The sequence below is a fragment of the Pseudomonas sp. GW821-FHT02H06 genome (assembly GCF_059421525.1).
In genome coordinates, this window is sequence record NZ_JBWKVD010000016.1 from 106,598 (window position 1) to 125,165 (window position 18,568).

An 18,568-nucleotide genomic window follows, 5' to 3' on the forward strand; every position below is an offset into this window, starting at 1 on the left:
GATGTCTGTCTTCTACTGGACGTTGAAAGCGCTGCTCAGCCACTGGCGGCGCCATCCCGTGCAGTTTTTCAGCGTGCTGACCGGCCTGTGGCTGGCGACCAGCCTGCTGACCGGCGTGCAGGCCCTGAACAGTCAGGCCCGTGAAAGCTACGCCAAAGCCAGTCAGATGATCGGTGGCGAGCCGCAGAAGATCCTGGTCTCGCCCAACGGCGCCAACTTTTCCCAGGACCTGTTCGTGACATTGCGCCGGGCGGGATGGCCGGTCTCCCCCGCACTCCGCGGACGCGTCACCCTGAAGGAAGCGCCGGAGCAGCGCCTGACCGTGCTCGGCATCGAGCCAGTCTCACTGCCGGTGAACACCGCGCTGGCCGGGCAATCGCTGGACACCGCGCAGATCGTCGACTTCTTCACCCCTCCCGGCACCACCTGGATTTCCCCGCAGACCCTCGCGGCCCTCGGTCTTCATGAAGGCCAGCAGCCGGTCATCGACTCCGGCAAGGTGCTGCCGCCACTGCGTGGGAAAACCGACATGGCGCCGGGTGTACTGCTCATGGACATCGGTTTCGCCCAGCAACTGCTCAACCAGCCCAATCAGATCTCGCGGCTGGTGCTGCCCAAGGATTTTGCCGAAAACGCTCCCCCCCTGCCGGCCGAGCTGAACGGCGAACTGGTGCTGCGCAAAAGCGGCGAAGACAACGACCTGGGCAGGCTCACCGAGAGCTTCCACCTGAACCTCGACGCGCTGGGTTTTCTCTCGTTCGTAGTCGGGCTGTTCATCGTGCACGCGGCCATTGGTCTCGCACTGGAACAGCGTCGCGGGCTGCTGCGCAATCTGCGTGCCTGCGGGGTCAGCGCACGTGGGTTGATGGTGAGTCTGGTGGTCGAGCTCGGGGTGCTGGCCTTGCTCGGCGGCATCGCCGGCGTCATCAGTGGCTACTGGCTGGCGAGCGCGCTGTTGCCCGATGTTGCGGCGAGTCTGCGCGGGCTGTACGGCGCTGAAGTCGCGGGCCACCTGAACCTGAGCGTCTGGTGGTGGCTGAGCGGATTGGGCGTCAGTCTGCTCGGCGCGTTTCTCGCGGGCGCCAGCAGCCTGCTGCGCGCGGCGCGTCTGCCCTTGCTGGCGCTGGCCAATGCCCAGGCATGGCACGAAACCCACGCCAAATGGCTGCGACGCCAGGGCTGGGTTGCCGGGATTTCGGCGTTGATTGCAGTATCGGCCGCGCTGTTTGGCGACAGCCTGGCGCTGGGCTTCGTGTTGATGGCCAGCCTGTTATTGAGTGCGGCGCTGGGCCTTCCGGTGCTGCTCAACCTGCTGCTCAACGCACTGTTGGGCAGGAGCCGTTCGGTGCTGGGTCAGTGGTTTCTCGCTGACTGCCGACAACAATTGCCGGCCCTGAGCCTGGCGCTCATGGCCTTACTTCTGGCGATGGCAGCAAACATCGGCGCGGGTAGCATGACGTCGGGGTTCCGCCAGACGTTCACCCACTGGCTGGAGCAACGCCTTAGCGCCGAGCTTTACATCAATCCGCAGAATCCCGCCCAAGCCGCGCCGTTGCAGCAGTGGTTGAGTCAGCAGCCGCTGACCTCGGCGGTGCTGCCCAACTGGCAGGTGTCGCTGCAGCTGCATGGCTGGCCGGCCGAGCTGTATGGCGTCATCGACCATCCGCACTATCGCCAGCACTGGCCACTATTGGAATCGGCGAGCGGCGATGCCTGGAAGCAACTGGCGCAGGAAGACACGCTGATGCTCAGCGAACAACTGGCCCGCCGTCTGGATGTCAGCGTTGGCGATGAAGTGAAACTGCCGGCGCCGGACGGGCCGTGGCCGCTGCGGGTCGTTGGCATTTATGCCGATTACGGCAATCCCAAGGGCCACATGCTGGTGAATGCCGACCACCTGCTCAAGCACTGGCCGCAGCTGACGCCCAACCGTTTCAATCTGCGCATCGATCCCCACGCCATCCCGCAACTGCTGAGGGTGCTGCACAACAAATTCACCATCGACGACAACCGCATCGTCGATCAGATTCAGCTCAAGGCCTGGTCGCAGCAGGTCTTCGAACGCACCTTCGCCGCCACGGCCGCGTTGAACAGCCTGACCTTGATGGTGGCCGGCGTCGCGCTGTTCATCAGTCTCCTCACCCAGAGCCAGAGCCGCCTCGCACAACTGGCGCCGCTGTGGGCGCTGGGCGTGACGCGGCGGCAATTGATGCTGCTCAATCTGGCGCAGACCTGGCTCCTGGCGGTGCTGACGCTGGTGCTGGCAATTCCGCTGGGGCTGTTGCTGGCGTGGTGTCTGGACGCAGTGATCAACGTGCAAGCCTTCGGTTGGCGCCTGCCGCTGCAGGTGTTCCCGATGCAGCTGTTGCGCCTCACGCTGCTGGCGATGCTCGCCACACTGCTGGCCTCGGCATGGCCGCTCTACCGTTTGTACCGCACCCGCCCCGCCGATTTGCTGAGGACTTTCGCCAATGAAGGTTAAAGCCCTGCTACTGCTCGTTGGCCTGTTGCTCGTCACCCTGCTGAGCGGCTGCGACGACAAACCCGAGGAAGAAAAAGGCTTCGCAGGCCTTGCCGACGACGCCTCAAGTTACGCACAGGTAACGCCGGACAAGCGCTTCGTGTTTCCCGACGATCATGGCCCCCACGATGATTTCCGCATCGAGTGGTGGTACATCACCGCCAACCTCAAGGATGCCGACGGCCAGTCGTTTGGCGTGCAATGGACCCTGTTTCGCAATGCCCTCCCCCGCGCGAAAGGGCTGCAAGGCGATGGGTCTGGCTGGAATAACCGCAATCTGTGGATGGGCCACGCCGCCGTGACGTCCCAGGACGATCATTTCGCAGCGGAACGCTACGCCCGAGGCGGCGTGCAGCAGGCCGGGGTGACGCTGGCACCGTTCGCAGCCTGGATAGATGACTGGTCCTTCACCAGCCAATCTGCCACCGATGACCCGCTGGCGGACATGCAGTTGCAGGCCAGCAGTCCGCAGTTCAACTATCGCCTGCACCTGAAAGCCACGAAGCCGTTGGTGTTGCAAGGCAAACAGGGCTTCAGTCAGAAGTCCGAGCAGGGTCAGGCGTCGTACTACTACAGCCAGCCGTTTTTTCAGGCGGACGGCAGCCTCGAGATCGACGGCAAAACCTATCAGGTGTCCGGGCCCGCGTGGCTGGACCGGGAGTGGAGCAGCCAGCCGCTCACCGATAATCAGACGGGCTGGGACTGGTTCTCACTGCATCTGGGTGATGGCACCGAAGTCATGCTCTATCGCATGCGGCAAAAGGACGGCGAGCCGTACTTGACTGGGACATGGATCAACGCCGATGGCAGCACCGAACAACTGGCGGCGAAGGACATAGAACTGGCGCCGGAAGACACCACTGACGTCGACGGCCGCGACATGCCCACGCGCTGGTCGGTGAAAATACCGTCCAAGGCTGTGGACATCGCTGTCGAAGCACTGAACCCCCAAGCGTGGATGAATTTGCAGATTCCCTACTGGGAAGGGCCGGTCACCCTGAGCGGTACCCATGAGGGTGTGGGGTATCTGGAGATGACGGGCTACTGACACGCCGCCGGGCCAGACCCTAATAATCATCTAAAGTTTCCTGACGGCTGCCGATAAACAAAGCATCGGACAGTGAACTAAATACCCAACCCCGTCAGGCCAGGACGCCTGCTTCAATAGCGTCTGGAGCCTCGATGTCTACACTAAGCTTGAAAGATATGCAGCTGGATCTCGAAGATTCTGCTGCCTACTTTGACTCTCTGTCGCAATTTCTCGAAGGCCATGCCATTTACCTCAAGGCTCAAAAAGTTGTGTGTCGACAAGAGGACCTCATGCTCCTCGAAAGTCATGCCGGTAACCTCGCCAACTCGGTGAGGTACATCAAAACCGCAGCTTTACGGATCGCCAACCGCTCGCGTTGAGTCGGGCGAGTGATGCGCTTCCCAGCCGTTACGTGGGCAGCGCTTCTTGCACCTATGAGCGAGTCGACACCCCACGAAAAACGTCGTCGGTGATTAAAAACCCGGCCACACCTCCCTCCCTTGCAATGTTTTTTTATTGAACGATCCACGCCTGCTGGTACTCGATAAAGCTAGGCCGCTGACGGCAGCGCGCCCTGATGACGTGTTCGCGCCGATAGGAAGCGGGCTCGTGTCAGGGCTGTATATCCGCGCCGGGACAGGGCCGAATCGTTACTGGCTGAGTGCATTGCGCAGGCTCGGAATTAGACAGCGCAGGATGTACGACACGCGCCATATGTACGCAATCATGCGCCTGATGCCCGGAATGAACCCGGCATCTATCGCCGCGCAATCCCAGTAACGCCAAACACGCCGAAAACATAAAGGGTTTAGGACAGATGTGCGGATTAGCTGGCGAACTACGCTTTGACAATCAACCTGCGGATCTCGCCGCAGTAGAACGTATCACCCATCATCTCGCGGCTCGCGGCCCGGATGCGTGGGGGTTTCACAGCCAGGGGCCGATTGCCCTCGGCCACCGTCGATTGAAAATCATGGACCTGTCGGACGGCTCGGCACAGCCGATGATCGACAGCCACCTGGGCCTGTCCCTGGCCTTCAACGGCGCGATCTACAACTTCCCGGAACTGCGTGCCGAGCTCGAAAGCCTTGGCTACCAGTTCCACTCCGGCGGCGACACCGAAGTGCTGCTCAAGGGCTACCACGCCTGGGGCGCTGACATGCTGCCCAAGCTCAACGGCATGTTCGCGTTCGCCATCTGGGAGCGCGACAACAGAAGCCTGTTCATCGCCCGCGACCGTCTCGGCGTCAAGCCGCTGTACCTGTCGCGCACCGACAAGCGCCTGCGTTTTGCATCCGCGCTGCCAGCGTTGCTCAAAGGCGGCGACATCAGCCCGATGCTCGACCCGGTCGCGCTCAATCATTACCTGAACTTCCACGCCGTGGTGCCTGCGCCGCGCACGTTGCTGGCCGGTGTGGAAAAACTGCCGCCGGCGTCGTGGATGCGCGTGAGCGCCGAAGGCAAGGCCGAGCAGAAAGTCTGGTGGACCCTGCCCTATGGCCCGCGTGCCGACGAAGCAAATCTGACCCTCGAAGACTGGCGCGACCGTGTGCTCGACAGCACGCGCGAAGCCGTTGCCATTCGTCAACGCGCTGCGGTGGACGTTGGCGTGCTGCTGTCCGGCGGCGTTGACTCGAGCATGCTGGTCGGTCTGCTGCGTGAAGTGGGCGTGAAGGATCTGTCCACCTTCTCCATCGGCTTTCAGGATGCCGGCGGCGAACGCGGCGATGAGTTCCAGTATTCGGACCTGATTGCCAAACACTACGGCACCAACCACCATCAACTGCGCATCAAGGAAAGCGAAATCATCGAGCAACTGCCCGCCGCCTTCCGTGCAATGAGCGAGCCGATGGTCAGCCACGACTGCATCGCTTTTTACCTGCTGTCCCGCGAAGTGGCCAAGCACTGCAAGGTGGTCCAGAGCGGTCAGGGCGCAGACGAGTTGTTCGCCGGCTATCACTGGTACCCGCAAGTGGACGGCGCCAATGACCCATACGCCGCCTACCGCGATGCGTTCTTCGACCGCAGTTACGCCGAATACGCCGAGACCGTTACGCCGAAATGGCTGACGGCGAACGACGCAGCCGGTGATTTCGTGCGCGAGCATTTCGCGATGCCGGGCGCTGATGCCGCCGTGGACAAAGCCCTGCGACTGGACAGCACGGTCATGCTGGTGGATGACCCGGTCAAACGCGTCGACAACATGACCATGGCCTGGGGCCTCGAAGCACGCACCCCGTTCCTCGACTATCGACTGGTCGAGCTGTCGGCACGAGTGCCTGGCCGCTTCAAGTTGCCGGACGGCGGCAAGCAGGTGCTCAAGGAAGCTGCGCGCCTGGTGATTCCGTCCGAAGTCATCGATCGCAAGAAAGGTTATTTCCCGGTGCCGGGCCTCAAGCATCTGGAAGGCGATACGCTGAACTGGGTCCGCGATCTGCTGCTCGATCCAAGCCAGGACCGTGGCCTGTTCAACCCGGTCATGCTCGACAAACTGCTCACCGATCCACAGGGTCAACTGACGCCCCTGCGCGGCTCCAAGCTGTGGCAGCTCGCAGCGCTGAACCTGTGGCTCAGCGAACAAGGACTCTGACCGATGAGAGCCAACGCTTCGATTCATAACCAGCGTTTGTTGCGCGGCCAGGCGCCGTCGTACGAGCGCTTGCAGGCTCGCCTTGCCGAAGACGGCAGCACGCCTGAGACAGAACCGCTGGCTCTGCATTGCGGCTGGGGACGGCTGCTGATTGGCCACACTTACCCCGACCCGGCGTCCCTCGCGCAAGAGTTGCTCAACGAAAAGCAGGGCGAGCGCGACATCGCCCTGTATGTCGCCGCACCGCAACAGGTGCTGGCGCAATCGCCGCAACAGTTGTTTCTCGATCCGTCAGACACGCTGCGCCTGTGGTTCAGCGACTACCGCCCGGCCCAGCGCGTATTTCGTGGTTTCAGGATTCGCCGAGCACAAAGCGAGGGCGACTGGAACTCGATCAACAATTTGTACATCGCCCGTGGCATGTTGCCCATTGACCCTGCCCTGCTGACGCCTCGGCACCAGGGCGGCCCGGTCTACTGGATTGCCGAAGACGAGACTACCAACGCCGTGATCGGTAGCGTCATGGGCCTGAATCACCAAAAGGCGTTCAACGATCCCGAAAACGGCAGCAGCCTGTGGTGCCTGGCGGTTGATCCGCAATGCACACGGCCTGGCGTCGGCGAAGTGCTGGTGCGTCATTTGGTCGAGCACTTCCAGAGCCGGGGTCTGGCGTACCTGGATCTGTCGGTGCTGCACGACAACGAACAAGCAAAAAGCCTGTACGCCAAGCTGGGCTTCCGCAATCTGCCAACCTTCGCCATCAAGCGAAAAAACGGCATCAACGAGAAGCTGTTTCTCGGCCCCGGCCCCCAGGCGGACTTCAACCCGTACGCGCGCATCATCGTCGAAGAAGCCCATCGTCGCGGCATCGAGGTGCAAGTAGATGATGCCGAGGCCGGACTGTTCACGCTGATTCATGGCAGCCGCCGGGTGCGCTGCCGTGAGTCGTTGAGCGACCTGACCACCGCCGTCAGCATGACGCTATGCCAGGACAAGCGCATGACCCAGAAGACGCTGAAGGCGGCGGGGCTGGAAGTGCCGGTGCAGCAACTGGCGGGTAACGGCGACGACAACCTGGCGTTTCTCGAGGAACACCAGCGCGTCGTGGTCAAGCCGGTCGATGGCGAACAGGGTCAGGGCGTGGCCGTGGACCTTCGTACGATCGAAGATGTCCAGGCGGCGGTCGAGCGTGCTCGCCAGTTCGACAGCCGTGTGCTGCTCGAAAGCTTCCACGAAGGGCTCGACTTGCGCATCGTCGTGATTGGTTTTGAGGTAGTGGCTGCGGCCATCCGCCGTCCTGCCGAGATCATCGGCGATGGCCGTCACACCGTGGGTCAGCTGATCGAGGCGCAAAGTCGCCGTCGCTCTGCAGCCACGGGCGGCGAGAGCAAGATTCCGGTGGACGACGAAACTCACCGCACCGTAGAGGACGCGGGCTTTAGCTTTGAAAGCGTGTTACCGGCCGATCAGCGTCTGGCCGTGCGCCGCACCGCAAACCTGCACACCGGCGGCTGTCTGGAAGACGTCACCGCGATTCTTCACCCGGTGCTGAAGGACGCCGCAGTGCGTGCCGCCCGCGCCCTCGACATCCCGGTGGTGGGTCTGGACCTGATGGTGCCCGCCGCCGATCAGCCGGAGTATGTGTTTATCGAAGCGAACGAGCGCTGCGGCCTGGCCAATCACGAGCCACAACCGACGGCCGAGCGTTTCGTCGATCTGTTGTTTCCCCACAGCCAGCCTGCCCATGGCTAAGGCGCAACCGCTGTAGCCCTGAGCCTGCCCGCGACAGGTCTGGCCGAACGACGAATTCGTCGACACCAGACCCGTCCCGCGAGCGAGTCCGCTCTCAGCTTAATCTGCGCCACACATTGAGGTCCCTATGACGACTGCAAACATCCTTGAACCGGATCTGAATTACCTGCAGAAAGTCCTGCTGGAAATGCTCGCGATCCCGAGCCCCACCGGCTTTACCGACACCATCGTGCGCTACGTCGCCGAGCGCCTTGAAGAACTGGGCATTCCGTTCGAACTGACCCGTCGCGGCACTATCCGCGCCACGTTGAAAGGCAAACAGAACAGCCCCGATCGTGCCGTTTCCGCGCACCTGGACACCATCGGTGCCAGCGTTCGTGAAGTGAAAGACAACGGCCGACTGGGCCTGGCCCCGGTGGGTTGCTGGTCCAGTCGCTTTGCCGAAGGCAGCCGCGTCAGCGTGTTCACCGACACCGGCGTGATTCGCGGCAGCGTGCTGCCGTTGATGGCGTCCGGTCATGCGTTCAATACCGCCGTCGACACCATGCCCATCAGCTGGGACCACGTTGAAGTGCGCCTGGACGCCTACAGCGCCACCCGCGCGGACTGCGAATCGGTGGGTATCAACATCGGCGATTTCGTGGCGTTCGACCCGTTGCCCGAGTTCACCGACAGCGGGCACATCAGCGCTCGCCATCTGGACGACAAAGCTGGCGTGGCCGCCCTGCTCGCCGCGCTCAAAGCCATCGTCGACAGCGGCGTCGAGCCCCTGATCGATTGCCACCCGCTGTTCACCATTACCGAAGAAACCGGCAGCGGTGCTGCAGGCAGCCTGCCGTGGGACGTGAGCGAGTTCGTCGGTATCGACATCGCGCCCGTTGCGCCCGGCCAGCATTCAAGCGAACACGCGGTCAGCGTGGCGATGCAGGATTCCGGCGGTCCCTATGACTATCATCTGTCGCGGCACCTGCTGCACCTGGGTGTGCAAAACGACTTGTCCGTGCGCCGCGACCTGTTCCGCTATTACTACAGCGACGCGCATTCGGCGATCACTGCCGGTTATGACACGCGCACAGCCCTGCTGGCGTTCGGCTGCGATGCGACCCATGGCTATGAACGCACGCACATCGACAGCCTGAGCACCCTGAGCCGTCTGCTCACCGCCTACATCATGAGCCCGCCGGTATTCGCCAGCGATGCGCATCCGTCCAATGCGTCGCTGGAGAATTTCAGCCATCAGCTGGAGCACGACGCGCAGATGGAAAGCGACACGCGCGTGCCATCGGTGGATACGTTGGTGGGGCAGCGGTAGCCTGCCCGCACGGGGCGCGATAGCATCGCCGCCCCGTGTACTTTTTGTGATTGCCGAGAAATCTATGCTGATCCCTTACGACCAACTCGAAGCCGACACCCTGACGCGCCTGATCGAGGACTTCGTGACCCGCGATGGCACTGACAATGGCGATGACACCCCCCTTGAAACCCGCGTGTTGCGGGTACGCCATGCGTTGAGCAAGGGTCAGGCGGTGATCTTCTTCGACATGGACAGCCAGCAATGTCAGCTGATGCTCAAGCACGAAGTGCCCAAAGAATATTTCGAGGAATAGGCCCCTGCGCCCACAACCGCGTCTGGATGGCGACTAAGGTGGACTTACCTGCCCGGCCCCCGGTTGGCCAGGTTCTGCAGTCGTGAGGCGATTCGTCGAATAACTTCTGCCCGATGAATTCTGACGCTTTGCGGTGCATCAATTTCCAGGCGCACCTCATTGCCGGAGATGCCCAGCACCCTCAGGGTGATGTCATCGCCAATGTTGAAGGTGTCGCCGATTTCTCGCGTCAATACCAGCATACGTCCTGCTCCTTGGCTGTAACCGAGGAAGCAGGTTGACGCTCAGGTCCCGGCGCTTCAATGCGCCAGAGCAAAATCAGTAACGCCCTTCAACCCTTCAAGACCATGGCTGACAGACGCTTCCTACGCGCCCGGGCATTTCCGGCCTGCACGTCAGAGAAAGGTCCTGCAGACGTCCGTTCTTTCTCGCGTACCGACGATCACGCGGCAGACCAGCGCGGCCCGAACAGAATGATGGTGGCGCCGATGACGCAGAGTCCCACGCCGATCCAGTCAGACGTCAACGGGCGAACACGTTCGATAACGCCCAGCCAGGCAATGGAAGCGATGATGTAGATGCCGCCGTACGCCGCGTAGGCGCGTCCGGCGTAAGTGGCTTCGACCCGGGTCAACAGCACGGCGAACAGCGTCAGGCTGATCAACGCGGGAATCACCCACAGTGCGCTCTTGCCTTGGCGCAGCCACATCCAGAAGGCATAACACCCGGCGATCTCGAACAGCGCAGCGAGGAAGAACCACAGGTAATTGAGCACGATGAGCCTCGTCCAAGTCAGCCGGAAAGTGCCGGCAACCCTATCAGAAAAGACCCGAGGCGAACGATTGACTCAGCTCCCGGACTTCGCCTTGGCGCGCATCTTCTCCGCCATGTTGGCCATCTCGTCGTACAGCAACTGGGGATTTTTCTGCTTGAGCTGCCAGGCCATTCGCCCTTGCTCGTGGGGCAGGATCATGAATTCGCCGCTGGCAACCTGCTGGTAGATGTAATCGGCGATGTCCTTTGCGCTGATGGGCGAGCTTTCCAGCAGCTTGCCGACCTGGGCTTTCATCGCCGGCGTGGGGCCACGAAAGGAATCCAGCAAGTTGGTCTGGAAGAACGACGGACACACCACATGCACGCCGATTTCCTGCTGGCGCAGCTCGATCAGCAGGCTCTCCGACAGCGCAACGACGCCCGCCTTGGCGACGTTGTAGTTGCTCATCGCCGGGCCCTGCATCAGCGCGGCCATCGAGGCGATGTTGATGATCTTGCCCTTGCTCTGTTCCAGCAGCGGCAAAAACGCCTTGCAGCCTTTGACGACGCCCATCAGGTTGATCGCGATCTGCCAGTCCCAATCCTCGAGGGACAGTTCGCCGAAGAACCCACCTGAAGCGACGCCGGCATTGTTGACGATCACATCGATGCCGCCGAATTTCTGTTCGCAGGCCTGAGCGAATGCGGTGAGCTGGCTGTAGTCCCGAACATCACAGCGCTGAACAAAACCGTCCCCTCCCGCTTCGCGCACCAGGCGCAGGGTTTCCTGAAGGCCGCTGTCACTGACGTCCGACAGCGCCAGCTGCCAGCCCTCGCGCGCCCAGCGCAGCGCGATCTCGCGTCCCAGCCCGGACCCTGCGCCGGTGATCATGATGCGATTGTGCATAGCAGACGCCTTGTCGGTTATTAAGAAGTCACTAGAGTGTAAACAGACAGATTGTCCGACAAACCCTTCATCAGATCGCTGAATATGGGAGGCAAACCGATGGTTTGAATGGGCGGGCACTCTTTTGGATGTATTTAGGCAGGGGGATGATTAACGGGAAGCGCGTTACATCGAACTTGGTGACCGGTTAGTTACTGCTTGGTTCCACACTAGGCGAAGTACTTTTTGCGCTTTTCCAATCAGCATTTGAATACGGAAAATACTTTTGTTAAAGACGCAGGCCTATGATTTTCCTGGCCTTTCCTGAAGATGTTATTTTTTATTTCGGCAGCTGAGAACCTTTTGATTGGTCCGACAGTCGGATCAATCAAGCAGCACAATGATTAGCCGTCGTGGCAACCTCTTGAACTGCACAGCCATCTTCCAAGAACACTAGAAGGAACTCGTCATGGGCATCGGCACAATTCTGATCATCATCCTTATCCTGCTGTTGGTCGGTGGACTTCCGGTATTTCCACACTCCCGGAGCTGGGGCTACGGTCCGTCGGGCATCATCGGTACGATCCTGGTGATCCTGCTGATATTGGTATTGCTGGGCAGGATTTAACTGCTAAGGCTGGCATCAAAAAGAACCGCGCTTAGGCGCGGTTTTTTTATGGAAGCGGTTCTGCTGGAGCAGAACTGTTTCGCCTTCGGCGAGTTACTTGATAAAGCCCCAAGTAACCAAGGGCTTGTGCTCCTGGTTGGGCCCTTCCTTCGTCAGGGTTCCTTCACTCCGGTCCCGCTCCGTGGGCCCGCGCCGAACGGACATCCATGTCCTGACGGCGCTCTCGCCGCATCCATGCGGCTCGACCCACTCCGCGAGACCTGCGTTCAGCCTGCACCCAAGTCGCGATTGGCGGCGATTGGGCTTTTTGCGTTTGAAGATCAAAAGCAGATCAAGAGCTTGCCGGCTGAAACTGGTCCCAAGGGGTGTCCGCGGTGCTTTTTAGTGGGACCGGCTTTAGCCGGGAAGGGGCCGGCGTGAACACCGTAAATTTTAAACGTGCGCTCACCCGTCGGCGGCTGCGACTGGGCGTTTAAGAGATAAGCGGGAGTGAGGATTCACAACAATCGAACAGGACGTTCTAAGGAAGCTAGGGCGTAAAGCCCTAGCGCAGTGCAGTTATCACTTTTTCTTTTTTGCAGGCTTGTCGGCTTTTTCTGCCTTGTCGGATTTCTTGGCCTTCTCTGGCTTGCTATCCGCCTTCTTTGCAGCTTTTTTTGGCTCAGCCGCTTTCTTGGTGTCTTTCTTCGCGTCTTTCTTGTCGGAAGACTTCGAAAGCGCCGAGGCTGCCGCTGATTTCTTTTCCGGAGAGGACTTTTTGTCCTTCAAATCCTTGCTGGCTTTCGAAGCTTCACCTTTGGTTTTCTTGTCGTCTTTAGCCACGTTAACCACCTCTCAAAGAGTGCCGGTATTAGCACAAGGCCTGTGGGAATCTCCACACGCTGATCATTAGGCGAAGCGGCTTGAAAGCGGTTCAATCTTTTTAAGCACCGAACGCAAAAATGACATCTGCCTCAGATTTACCCGCGCCTGAACTGGCCCCTTCCCGGCTAAAGCCGGTCCTACACCGGACGCGCTTGTGACCTTGATCTTCATACGCAGAGAGTTCAGACGACACCAATCGCGACTTGGGTGCAGGCTGAGCGGAGGTCTCGCGGAGTGGGCCGAGCCGCATGGATGCGGCGAGAGCGCCGTTGCGGACATGGATGTCCGTACGGCGCGGGCCCACGGAGCGAGACCGGAGTGAAGGAACCCCGACGCAGGAGGGGCCCAACCAGGAGCAAGCACCCTTGGTTAGTTGGGGATGGTGCGACTTTCGACTTTTCCAAGTAACTCGCCGAAGGCGAAACGTCTGCCCCCAGGCAGACGCCCTTGATCTTGATCTTAAGCGCTTATAAAACAAAAACGCCCCGAAGACCGGGGCGTTTTCGCAAAGCACTACATCAAATCAATGCGACACCGCACCACTGGCCCCCAGGCCCGTCTGCGAACGCACAAACTGCGGGAAGAACAACGCACGCTCACCCTCCGCCGCCTTCGACTTATCCGTAATCGAGAAAAACCAGATCCCGACAAACGCAATCGCAATCGAAAACAACGCCGGATACTCGTACGGGAAAATCGCCTTCTCATGATGCAGAATCTGCACCCAAATCGTTGGGCCCAGAATCATCAACACCACCGCACTGACCAGCCCCATCCAGCCACCAATCATCGCGCCACGCGTCGTCAGATTTTTCCAGTACATCGAAAGCAACAACACCGGGAAATTACAGCTCGCCGCAATCGAGAACGCCAGGCCCACCATGAACGCGATGTTCTGACTCTCGAACGCGATACCCAACAGAATCGCCACGACCGCCAACGCCACCGTGGTGTACTTCGACACACGGATCTCGTCTTTCTCGTTGGCCTTGCCCGCCTTGATCACACTGGCATACAAGTCGTGGGACACCGCAGAAGCACCGGCCAATGTCAGACCCGCCACCACCGCCAGGATGGTCGCGAACGCCACAGCCGAGATAAAGCCCAGGAACAGACTGCCACCGACCGCATCGGCCAGGTGAACCGCTGCCATGTTATTACCGCCGAGCAACGCGCCTGCCGCGTCCTTGAACGCCGGATTGGTGCTGACCAAGAGGATCGCGCCAAAGCCGATAATGAAGGTCAGGATGTAGAAGTAGCCGATGAAACCGGTCGCGTAGAGCACCGACTTACGGGCTTCCTTCGCATCACTCACAGTGAAAAAGCGCATCAGAATGTGTGGCAGGCCCGCGGTGCCGAACATCAGCGCCAGACCCAGCGAAAACGCCGAGATCGGATCTTTAACCAGACCGCCCGGGCTCATGATCGCCTCACCTTTCGGGTGAACCTTCACGGCTTCGGAGAACAGCACGTTGAAGTCGAAGTTGACGTGCTTCATCACCATCAACGCCATGAACGACGCACCGGAGAGCAGCATCACCGCCTTGATGATCTGTACCCACGTGGTCGCCAGCATGCCGCCGAACAGTACGTACAGGCACATCAGGATGCCGACGAGCACCACCGCCACCGCGTAGTCCAGACCGAACAGCAGCTGGATCAGCTTGCCGGCGCCGACCATCTGCGCGATCAGGTAGAACGCCACAACCACCAGCGAACCGCAGGCGGACAAGGTACGGATTTCCTTCTGCTTCAGGCGGTAGGACGCCACGTCAGCGAAGGTGTACTTGCCCAGGTTACGCAGGCGTTCGGCGATCAGGAACAGGATGATCGGCCAGCCGACGAGGAAGCCGATGGAGTAGATCAGACCGTCGTAGCCGGAGGTGTAGACCAGCGCGGAAATCCCCAGGAATGACGCCGCCGACATGTAGTCACCGGCAATGGCCAGACCGTTCTGGAAACCGGTGATCTTGCCGCCTGCCGAGTAATAGTCCGACGCTGTCTTGTTCTTTTTCGACGCCCAGTAAGTGATGTAGAGGGTGAACCCGACGAAGACCACAAACATGATGATCGCCGACACGTTCAACGGTTGCTTCTGCACCGCACCGGTCAGCGCTTCGGCTGCCCAGAGTGTCGGCGTGAAAGCGGCAAGGCCAAAGGCCGCAAGCAGGCGCCGGATCATTGCTGCGCCTCCTTCAGAATGGCGTTGTTCAGGTCATCGAATTCACCGTTTGCGCGGCGAACATAGATGGCGGTCAGAACGAACGCGGACACAATCAGCCCGACGCCGATCGGCATACCCCAGGTGATGGTTGATGTGGCGCTGAGTTTAGCGCCAAGAATCTGAGGCCCATACGCAATCAGAAGGATGAATGCGGCATAGAGCCCAAGCATGATTGCCGAGAGAATCCAGGCGAATCGTTCCCTTTTCGAGACCAGCTCCTTGAAGCGCGGGCTGTTCTGAATCGAGAGGTAAATGCTGTCGTTCATTGTTTTTGTCCTCGCAGCACAGATGGATGTCACGGTTTGCACTTTAGTCCGCTCTGCGATGCACTCCAGACGACCTTAGTATTAGAACGACATTAGTTGATGTTCGAAGAATTGCCTCATTCGCCCGAGGCAGATCGCAACTTAAGGTTGCGGCAATAAAAAACCGCCTGGCGATGGCTCGCCAGGCGGTTCGGTAAGACGTTAAATCTTTGTGACCGATTACTGACCGGTCCACTCCTTGACGCGATCCGGGTGCTTGGCGACCCAGTCCTTCGCCGCCGCTTCGGGCTTGGCGCCGTCCTGGATGGCGAGCATGACTTCGCCGATTTCATCCTTGCTGGTCCACTGGAATTTCTTCAGGAAATCCGCCACGTCCGGGGCCTTCTTCGCCAGATCCAGGCTGCCGATGTTGTCGACGGTTTCAGCCGCACCGTAAACACCCTTTGGGTCTTCCAGGAACTTCAGTTTCCACTTCGCGAACATCCAGTGCGGCACCCAGCCGGTCACCGCGATCGATTCTTTCTTGTTTTCGGCTCGGGTCAGCTCGGCAATCATGCCGGCGCCGGAACTGGCCTGCAGCTTGTAACCGTCGAGGCCATAATCCTTGATCGCTTGATCAGTCTTGATCATCACGCCTGAACCGGCGTCGATGCCGACGATTTTCTTCTTGAAGGATTCGTCGGTCTTGAGGTCCGCCACCGAGTTGGCTTTCACGTACTCAGGCACGATCAGGCCGATTTTCGCGTCCTTGAAGTTAGGCCCGTAGTCGGTGACCTTGTCCTTGTTCTTGGTCCAGTACTCGCCGTGGGTCACGGGCAGCCAGGCAGACAACATCATGTCCAGTTTGCCGGTCGCGACGCCCTGCCACATGATCCCGGCCGCAACGGCCTGCAGCTTCACCGGATAACCCAGTTTCTGCTTGATCACCTCGGCAGCCACGTTGGTGGTTGCAACACTGTCGGACCAGCCATCGACGTAACCGATGCTCAGCTCGGGCTTGGCATCGGCATGGGCCAGCGTGGAACTGATGGCCAGTGCCAGCGCGGCACCGACACCCAGGATTTTTCGCATCGTCATTTTCACTTCCCCGGTAGTCCAGAACCCGACAGCGGTCGGGTATCGTTAACGTTCTTATAACGTCGCACTCGCGCCCTGGTTCGGGGCAAGCCACGCGTTTCACGCTTCCACCACGTGCCTGCGCAGACGCAATCGCTGCGTGGACGATTGATCATCAACCCCCACACACCTTGTGCCTTTCCTGCCAGCGACACCCAGCCACCCGGTAAACGACATCACCGCGCCATCAACGACAGACAGGTCGTAAAGAGGCTAGCGGGTCGTCCGGAAATTGCATGGTTTACAAAAGCGCTGACAGGATGAGGTGTGTAGCCACGTCATCTTGCTAATATGCCGCCCTTCGCCTCACTTCGGCCCCATCATGTCCGCACCGTCCCGCTCGCCTGTCGTCCTCCTTTATCTGTTCTCCTGTTTGATTGCGCTGCTTGGCCTGTGCGGCTACTGGTACTGGCTGGGCAAGCCGGTGATTCTGCCGGACGCCGCCACGCCGACCCACAAACTGCAATGCGCGTCCTACACGCCGTTCGACAAGGACCAGTCCCCGTTCGACCAGCCCTTCACCCTGCGCCCCGCGCGGATGGACGCTGACCTGGCGCTCCTCGCGACGCGCTTCGATTGCGTACGCACCTATTCAATGACCGGCATGGAGGCGCTGCCCGACATCGCCCGCAAGTACGGCCTCAAGCTGATGCTCGGCGCTTGGGTCAACGGCAACCCGGTCGACACGGCCAAGGAAATCAAGGCGCTGGTGACGGCGGCGAACACCCACCCGGATGTGGTGACCGCGGTGATCGTCGGTAACGAGAGCCTGTTGCGCAAGGAAGTCACCGGCGCTCAACTGGCCACGCTGATTCGTCAGGTGAAAGCGCAGGTCAAGCAGCCGGTCACCTATGCAGATGTCTGGGAATACTGGCTGCAATACCCGGAAGTCGCGCCTGCCGTGGATTTCCTGACGATCCATCTGCTGCCTTACTGGGAGGATGATCCCACCGGCATCGACGAGGCCCTGGGCCACGTCGCGCAGATCCGTGAAACGTTCGGCAAGCAATTCGCACCCAAGGACATTCTCATCGGCGAAACCGGCTGGCCCAGCGAAGGCCGCCAGCGTGAAACCGCGCTGCCCAGCCGGGTCAACGAGGCCAAATTCATTCGCAGTTTCGTCGCGATGGCCGAGCAACACGGCTGGCACTACAACCTGATCGAGGCGTTCGACCAGCCGTGGAAGCGCCAGTCCGAAGGCGCAGTGGGCGGTTACTGGGGGCTGTTCGATGCAGATCGCCAGGACAAAGGCGTGCTGGCCGGACCGGTGTCGAACCTTCCGTTGTGGCCATTCTGGCTGACGGTCAGTGGCGCGATTGCCTTGCTGGCCCTGGCGTGGGCTGGCCGGGTCAGTCATGCACGCAGCGCGCTGATGCTTCCGTTGCTGGCGGCGTTCGCCGGGTGCTGCATCGGCACCTGGGGTGAACTGGCCCGGGTGACCAGCCGCTTTGCCGGCGAATACCTGTGGGCCGCGGCGCTGGTGACGCTAAATCTGCTGGTGCTCGCCCATGCGGCGCTGGCGTTGTCGGCCCGCGCAGGGTGGCGCAAGCGTGCGTTTGCCTGGCTGGACGCTCGTGGCGGATGGTGGTTGTACGCCAGCGGTTTCGCGGCGGCGGTGATGATGCTGGCGATGGTGTTTGATCCGCGCTATCGCAGTTTCGCGACCGCGACGCTGTGGGTGCCCGCCCTGGTCTACCTGATCCGCCCGGTGGCGGCACCACGTCGGGAGATCGGCCTGCTGATGTTCATCGTCGGCGCGGGCATCGTGCCGCAACTGTTTCGCGAGGGCTTGAGCAATCCCCAAGCGTGGGCGTGGGCGGTGGTGAGTGTGTTGATGGCGCTGGCACTGTGGCGCAGCGTGCAGATCAGCGCTCGGGTGAAGGCAACGAGCAATGCGCAGGCGATTGCCGACGCTGTGTAACCGAGTGTGCAGGGCGACGGATACATTGTGTTACCGCCGAAGGACTGAAAAGCCTGCAGGCGGGTAACACGGAAACAGAATTCCGTTACATCGCGGGGAGGCCAAACGATCGGATTTCGCAAACCATTGATTCGCAAGGGTTTACAAAAGTTGGCACGCACCCTGCTATATCTCCTGCATAACAAGAACAAAATGTGAAAACCCAATAAAAATAAGATGAATCGGCTCTGACATAACAAGAACAACGGCACAGAGACGCAGCCAACAGATTTTTTTGGAGTAGAAACGCTTTACCGAGGCTTAGGCCTCGCAGCCCGACCGAGAATAATAAAACTACCCTCAGGTAGCGGCCAGAACGGGTTGGATCACCTCTCGCAGAAGAGGAATCAAAGCAGGTCAGCGCTCAAAAA

General features: G+C 60.3%; 16 protein-coding genes. 9 read left to right on the forward strand and 7 right to left on the reverse strand.

Annotated elements, in window-relative coordinates:
- The first annotated feature begins 1 nt into the window (after position 1).
- The 7 genes from AC07VF_RS21890 (at position 2) to AC07VF_RS21920 (ending at position 9,500) form a co-directional block, all read left to right on the forward strand.
- Positions 2-2,482: an ABC transporter permease gene (locus tag AC07VF_RS21890; RefSeq protein WP_423572698.1), complete on the forward strand. Its 2,481-nt coding sequence runs from the start codon at positions 2-4 to the stop codon at positions 2,480-2,482.
- Between the two features lie 4 nt (positions 2,483-2,486).
- Entirely contained in the window at positions 2,487-3,569 is a 1,083-nt protein-coding gene (locus AC07VF_RS21895) for a lipocalin-like domain-containing protein (protein ID WP_495010077.1), read from the forward strand.
- Positions 3,570-3,703: 134 nt separating this feature from the next.
- Positions 3,704-3,931, forward strand: a complete 228-nt coding sequence (locus AC07VF_RS21900) for a hypothetical protein (protein ID WP_172611188.1) — start codon at positions 3,704-3,706, stop codon at positions 3,929-3,931.
- 437 nt (positions 3,932-4,368) lie between these two features.
- On the forward strand, positions 4,369-6,141 hold the full coding sequence (locus tag AC07VF_RS21905; protein ID WP_495010068.1) for an N-acetylglutaminylglutamine amidotransferase: 1,773 nt from the start codon (positions 4,369-4,371) through the stop codon (positions 6,139-6,141).
- Positions 6,142-6,144: 3 nt separating this feature from the next.
- A complete protein-coding gene (ngg, locus tag AC07VF_RS21910) occupies positions 6,145-7,893 on the forward strand; it encodes an N-acetylglutaminylglutamine synthetase (RefSeq protein WP_495010067.1) in 1,749 nt (582 codons plus the stop codon).
- A gap of 127 nt (positions 7,894-8,020) precedes the next feature.
- The gene (locus AC07VF_RS21915) at positions 8,021-9,205 is read left to right on the forward strand and encodes an osmoprotectant NAGGN system M42 family peptidase (RefSeq protein WP_192170963.1); all 1,185 of its coding nucleotides are present in this window, start codon (positions 8,021-8,023) and stop codon (positions 9,203-9,205) included.
- Positions 9,206-9,269: 64 nt separating this feature from the next.
- Positions 9,270-9,500, forward strand: a complete 231-nt coding sequence (locus tag AC07VF_RS21920) for a YheU family protein (RefSeq protein ID WP_065986890.1) — start codon at positions 9,270-9,272, stop codon at positions 9,498-9,500.
- A gap of 44 nt (positions 9,501-9,544) precedes the next feature.
- Here AC07VF_RS21920 and csrA read toward each other — a convergent pair whose 3' ends face one another.
- The 3 genes from csrA to AC07VF_RS21935 form a co-directional block, all read right to left on the reverse strand.
- Positions 9,545-9,742 carry a carbon storage regulator CsrA gene (gene csrA / locus AC07VF_RS21925; RefSeq protein ID WP_495010066.1) on the reverse strand — a complete coding sequence of 66 codons (198 nt, stop codon included), beginning with the start codon at positions 9,740-9,742 and terminating at the stop codon, positions 9,545-9,547.
- Positions 9,743-9,942: 200 nt separating this feature from the next.
- The gene (locus tag AC07VF_RS21930) at positions 9,943-10,275 is read right to left on the reverse strand and encodes a YnfA family protein (protein ID WP_108122002.1); all 333 of its coding nucleotides are present in this window, start codon (positions 10,273-10,275) and stop codon (positions 9,943-9,945) included.
- 72 nt (positions 10,276-10,347) lie between these two features.
- Positions 10,348-11,160 carry an SDR family oxidoreductase gene (locus AC07VF_RS21935; RefSeq protein WP_463582480.1) on the reverse strand — a complete coding sequence of 271 codons (813 nt, stop codon included), beginning with the start codon at positions 11,158-11,160 and terminating at the stop codon, positions 10,348-10,350.
- 448 nt (positions 11,161-11,608) lie between these two features.
- On the opposite strand from AC07VF_RS21935, the gene AC07VF_RS21940 reads away from it, so the two are divergent.
- The gene (locus AC07VF_RS21940; RefSeq protein ID WP_020290439.1) at positions 11,609-11,767 is read left to right on the forward strand and encodes a DUF3309 family protein; all 159 of its coding nucleotides are present in this window, start codon (positions 11,609-11,611) and stop codon (positions 11,765-11,767) included.
- Positions 11,768-12,328: 561 nt separating this feature from the next.
- On the opposite strand, the gene AC07VF_RS21945 is transcribed toward AC07VF_RS21940, so the two are convergent.
- From AC07VF_RS21945 to AC07VF_RS21960, 4 genes are all read right to left on the reverse strand, one after another.
- Positions 12,329-12,598 carry a hypothetical protein gene (locus tag AC07VF_RS21945; protein ID WP_282366282.1) on the reverse strand — a complete coding sequence of 90 codons (270 nt, stop codon included), beginning with the start codon at positions 12,596-12,598 and terminating at the stop codon, positions 12,329-12,331.
- A 556-nt stretch (positions 12,599-13,154) separates the two neighbouring features.
- Entirely contained in the window at positions 13,155-14,813 is a 1,659-nt protein-coding gene (locus tag AC07VF_RS21950) for a cation acetate symporter (protein ID WP_495010148.1), read from the reverse strand.
- Positions 14,810-15,121, reverse strand: a complete 312-nt coding sequence (locus AC07VF_RS21955) for a DUF485 domain-containing protein (protein ID WP_108122019.1) — start codon at positions 15,119-15,121, stop codon at positions 14,810-14,812. Before AC07VF_RS21955 ends, AC07VF_RS21950 begins: the two co-directional genes overlap by 4 nt.
- A 219-nt stretch (positions 15,122-15,340) precedes the next feature.
- On the reverse strand, positions 15,341-16,198 hold the full coding sequence (locus AC07VF_RS21960; RefSeq protein WP_423572705.1) for a glycine betaine ABC transporter substrate-binding protein: 858 nt from the start codon (positions 16,196-16,198) through the stop codon (positions 15,341-15,343).
- A gap of 361 nt (positions 16,199-16,559) precedes the next feature.
- On the opposite strand from AC07VF_RS21960, the gene AC07VF_RS21965 reads away from it, so the two are divergent.
- Positions 16,560-18,158, forward strand: coding sequence for a glycoside hydrolase family 17 protein (locus AC07VF_RS21965; protein ID WP_495010147.1), 1,599 nt, complete (start codon positions 16,560-16,562; stop codon positions 18,156-18,158).
- Positions 18,159-18,568 lie beyond the last annotated feature (410 nt).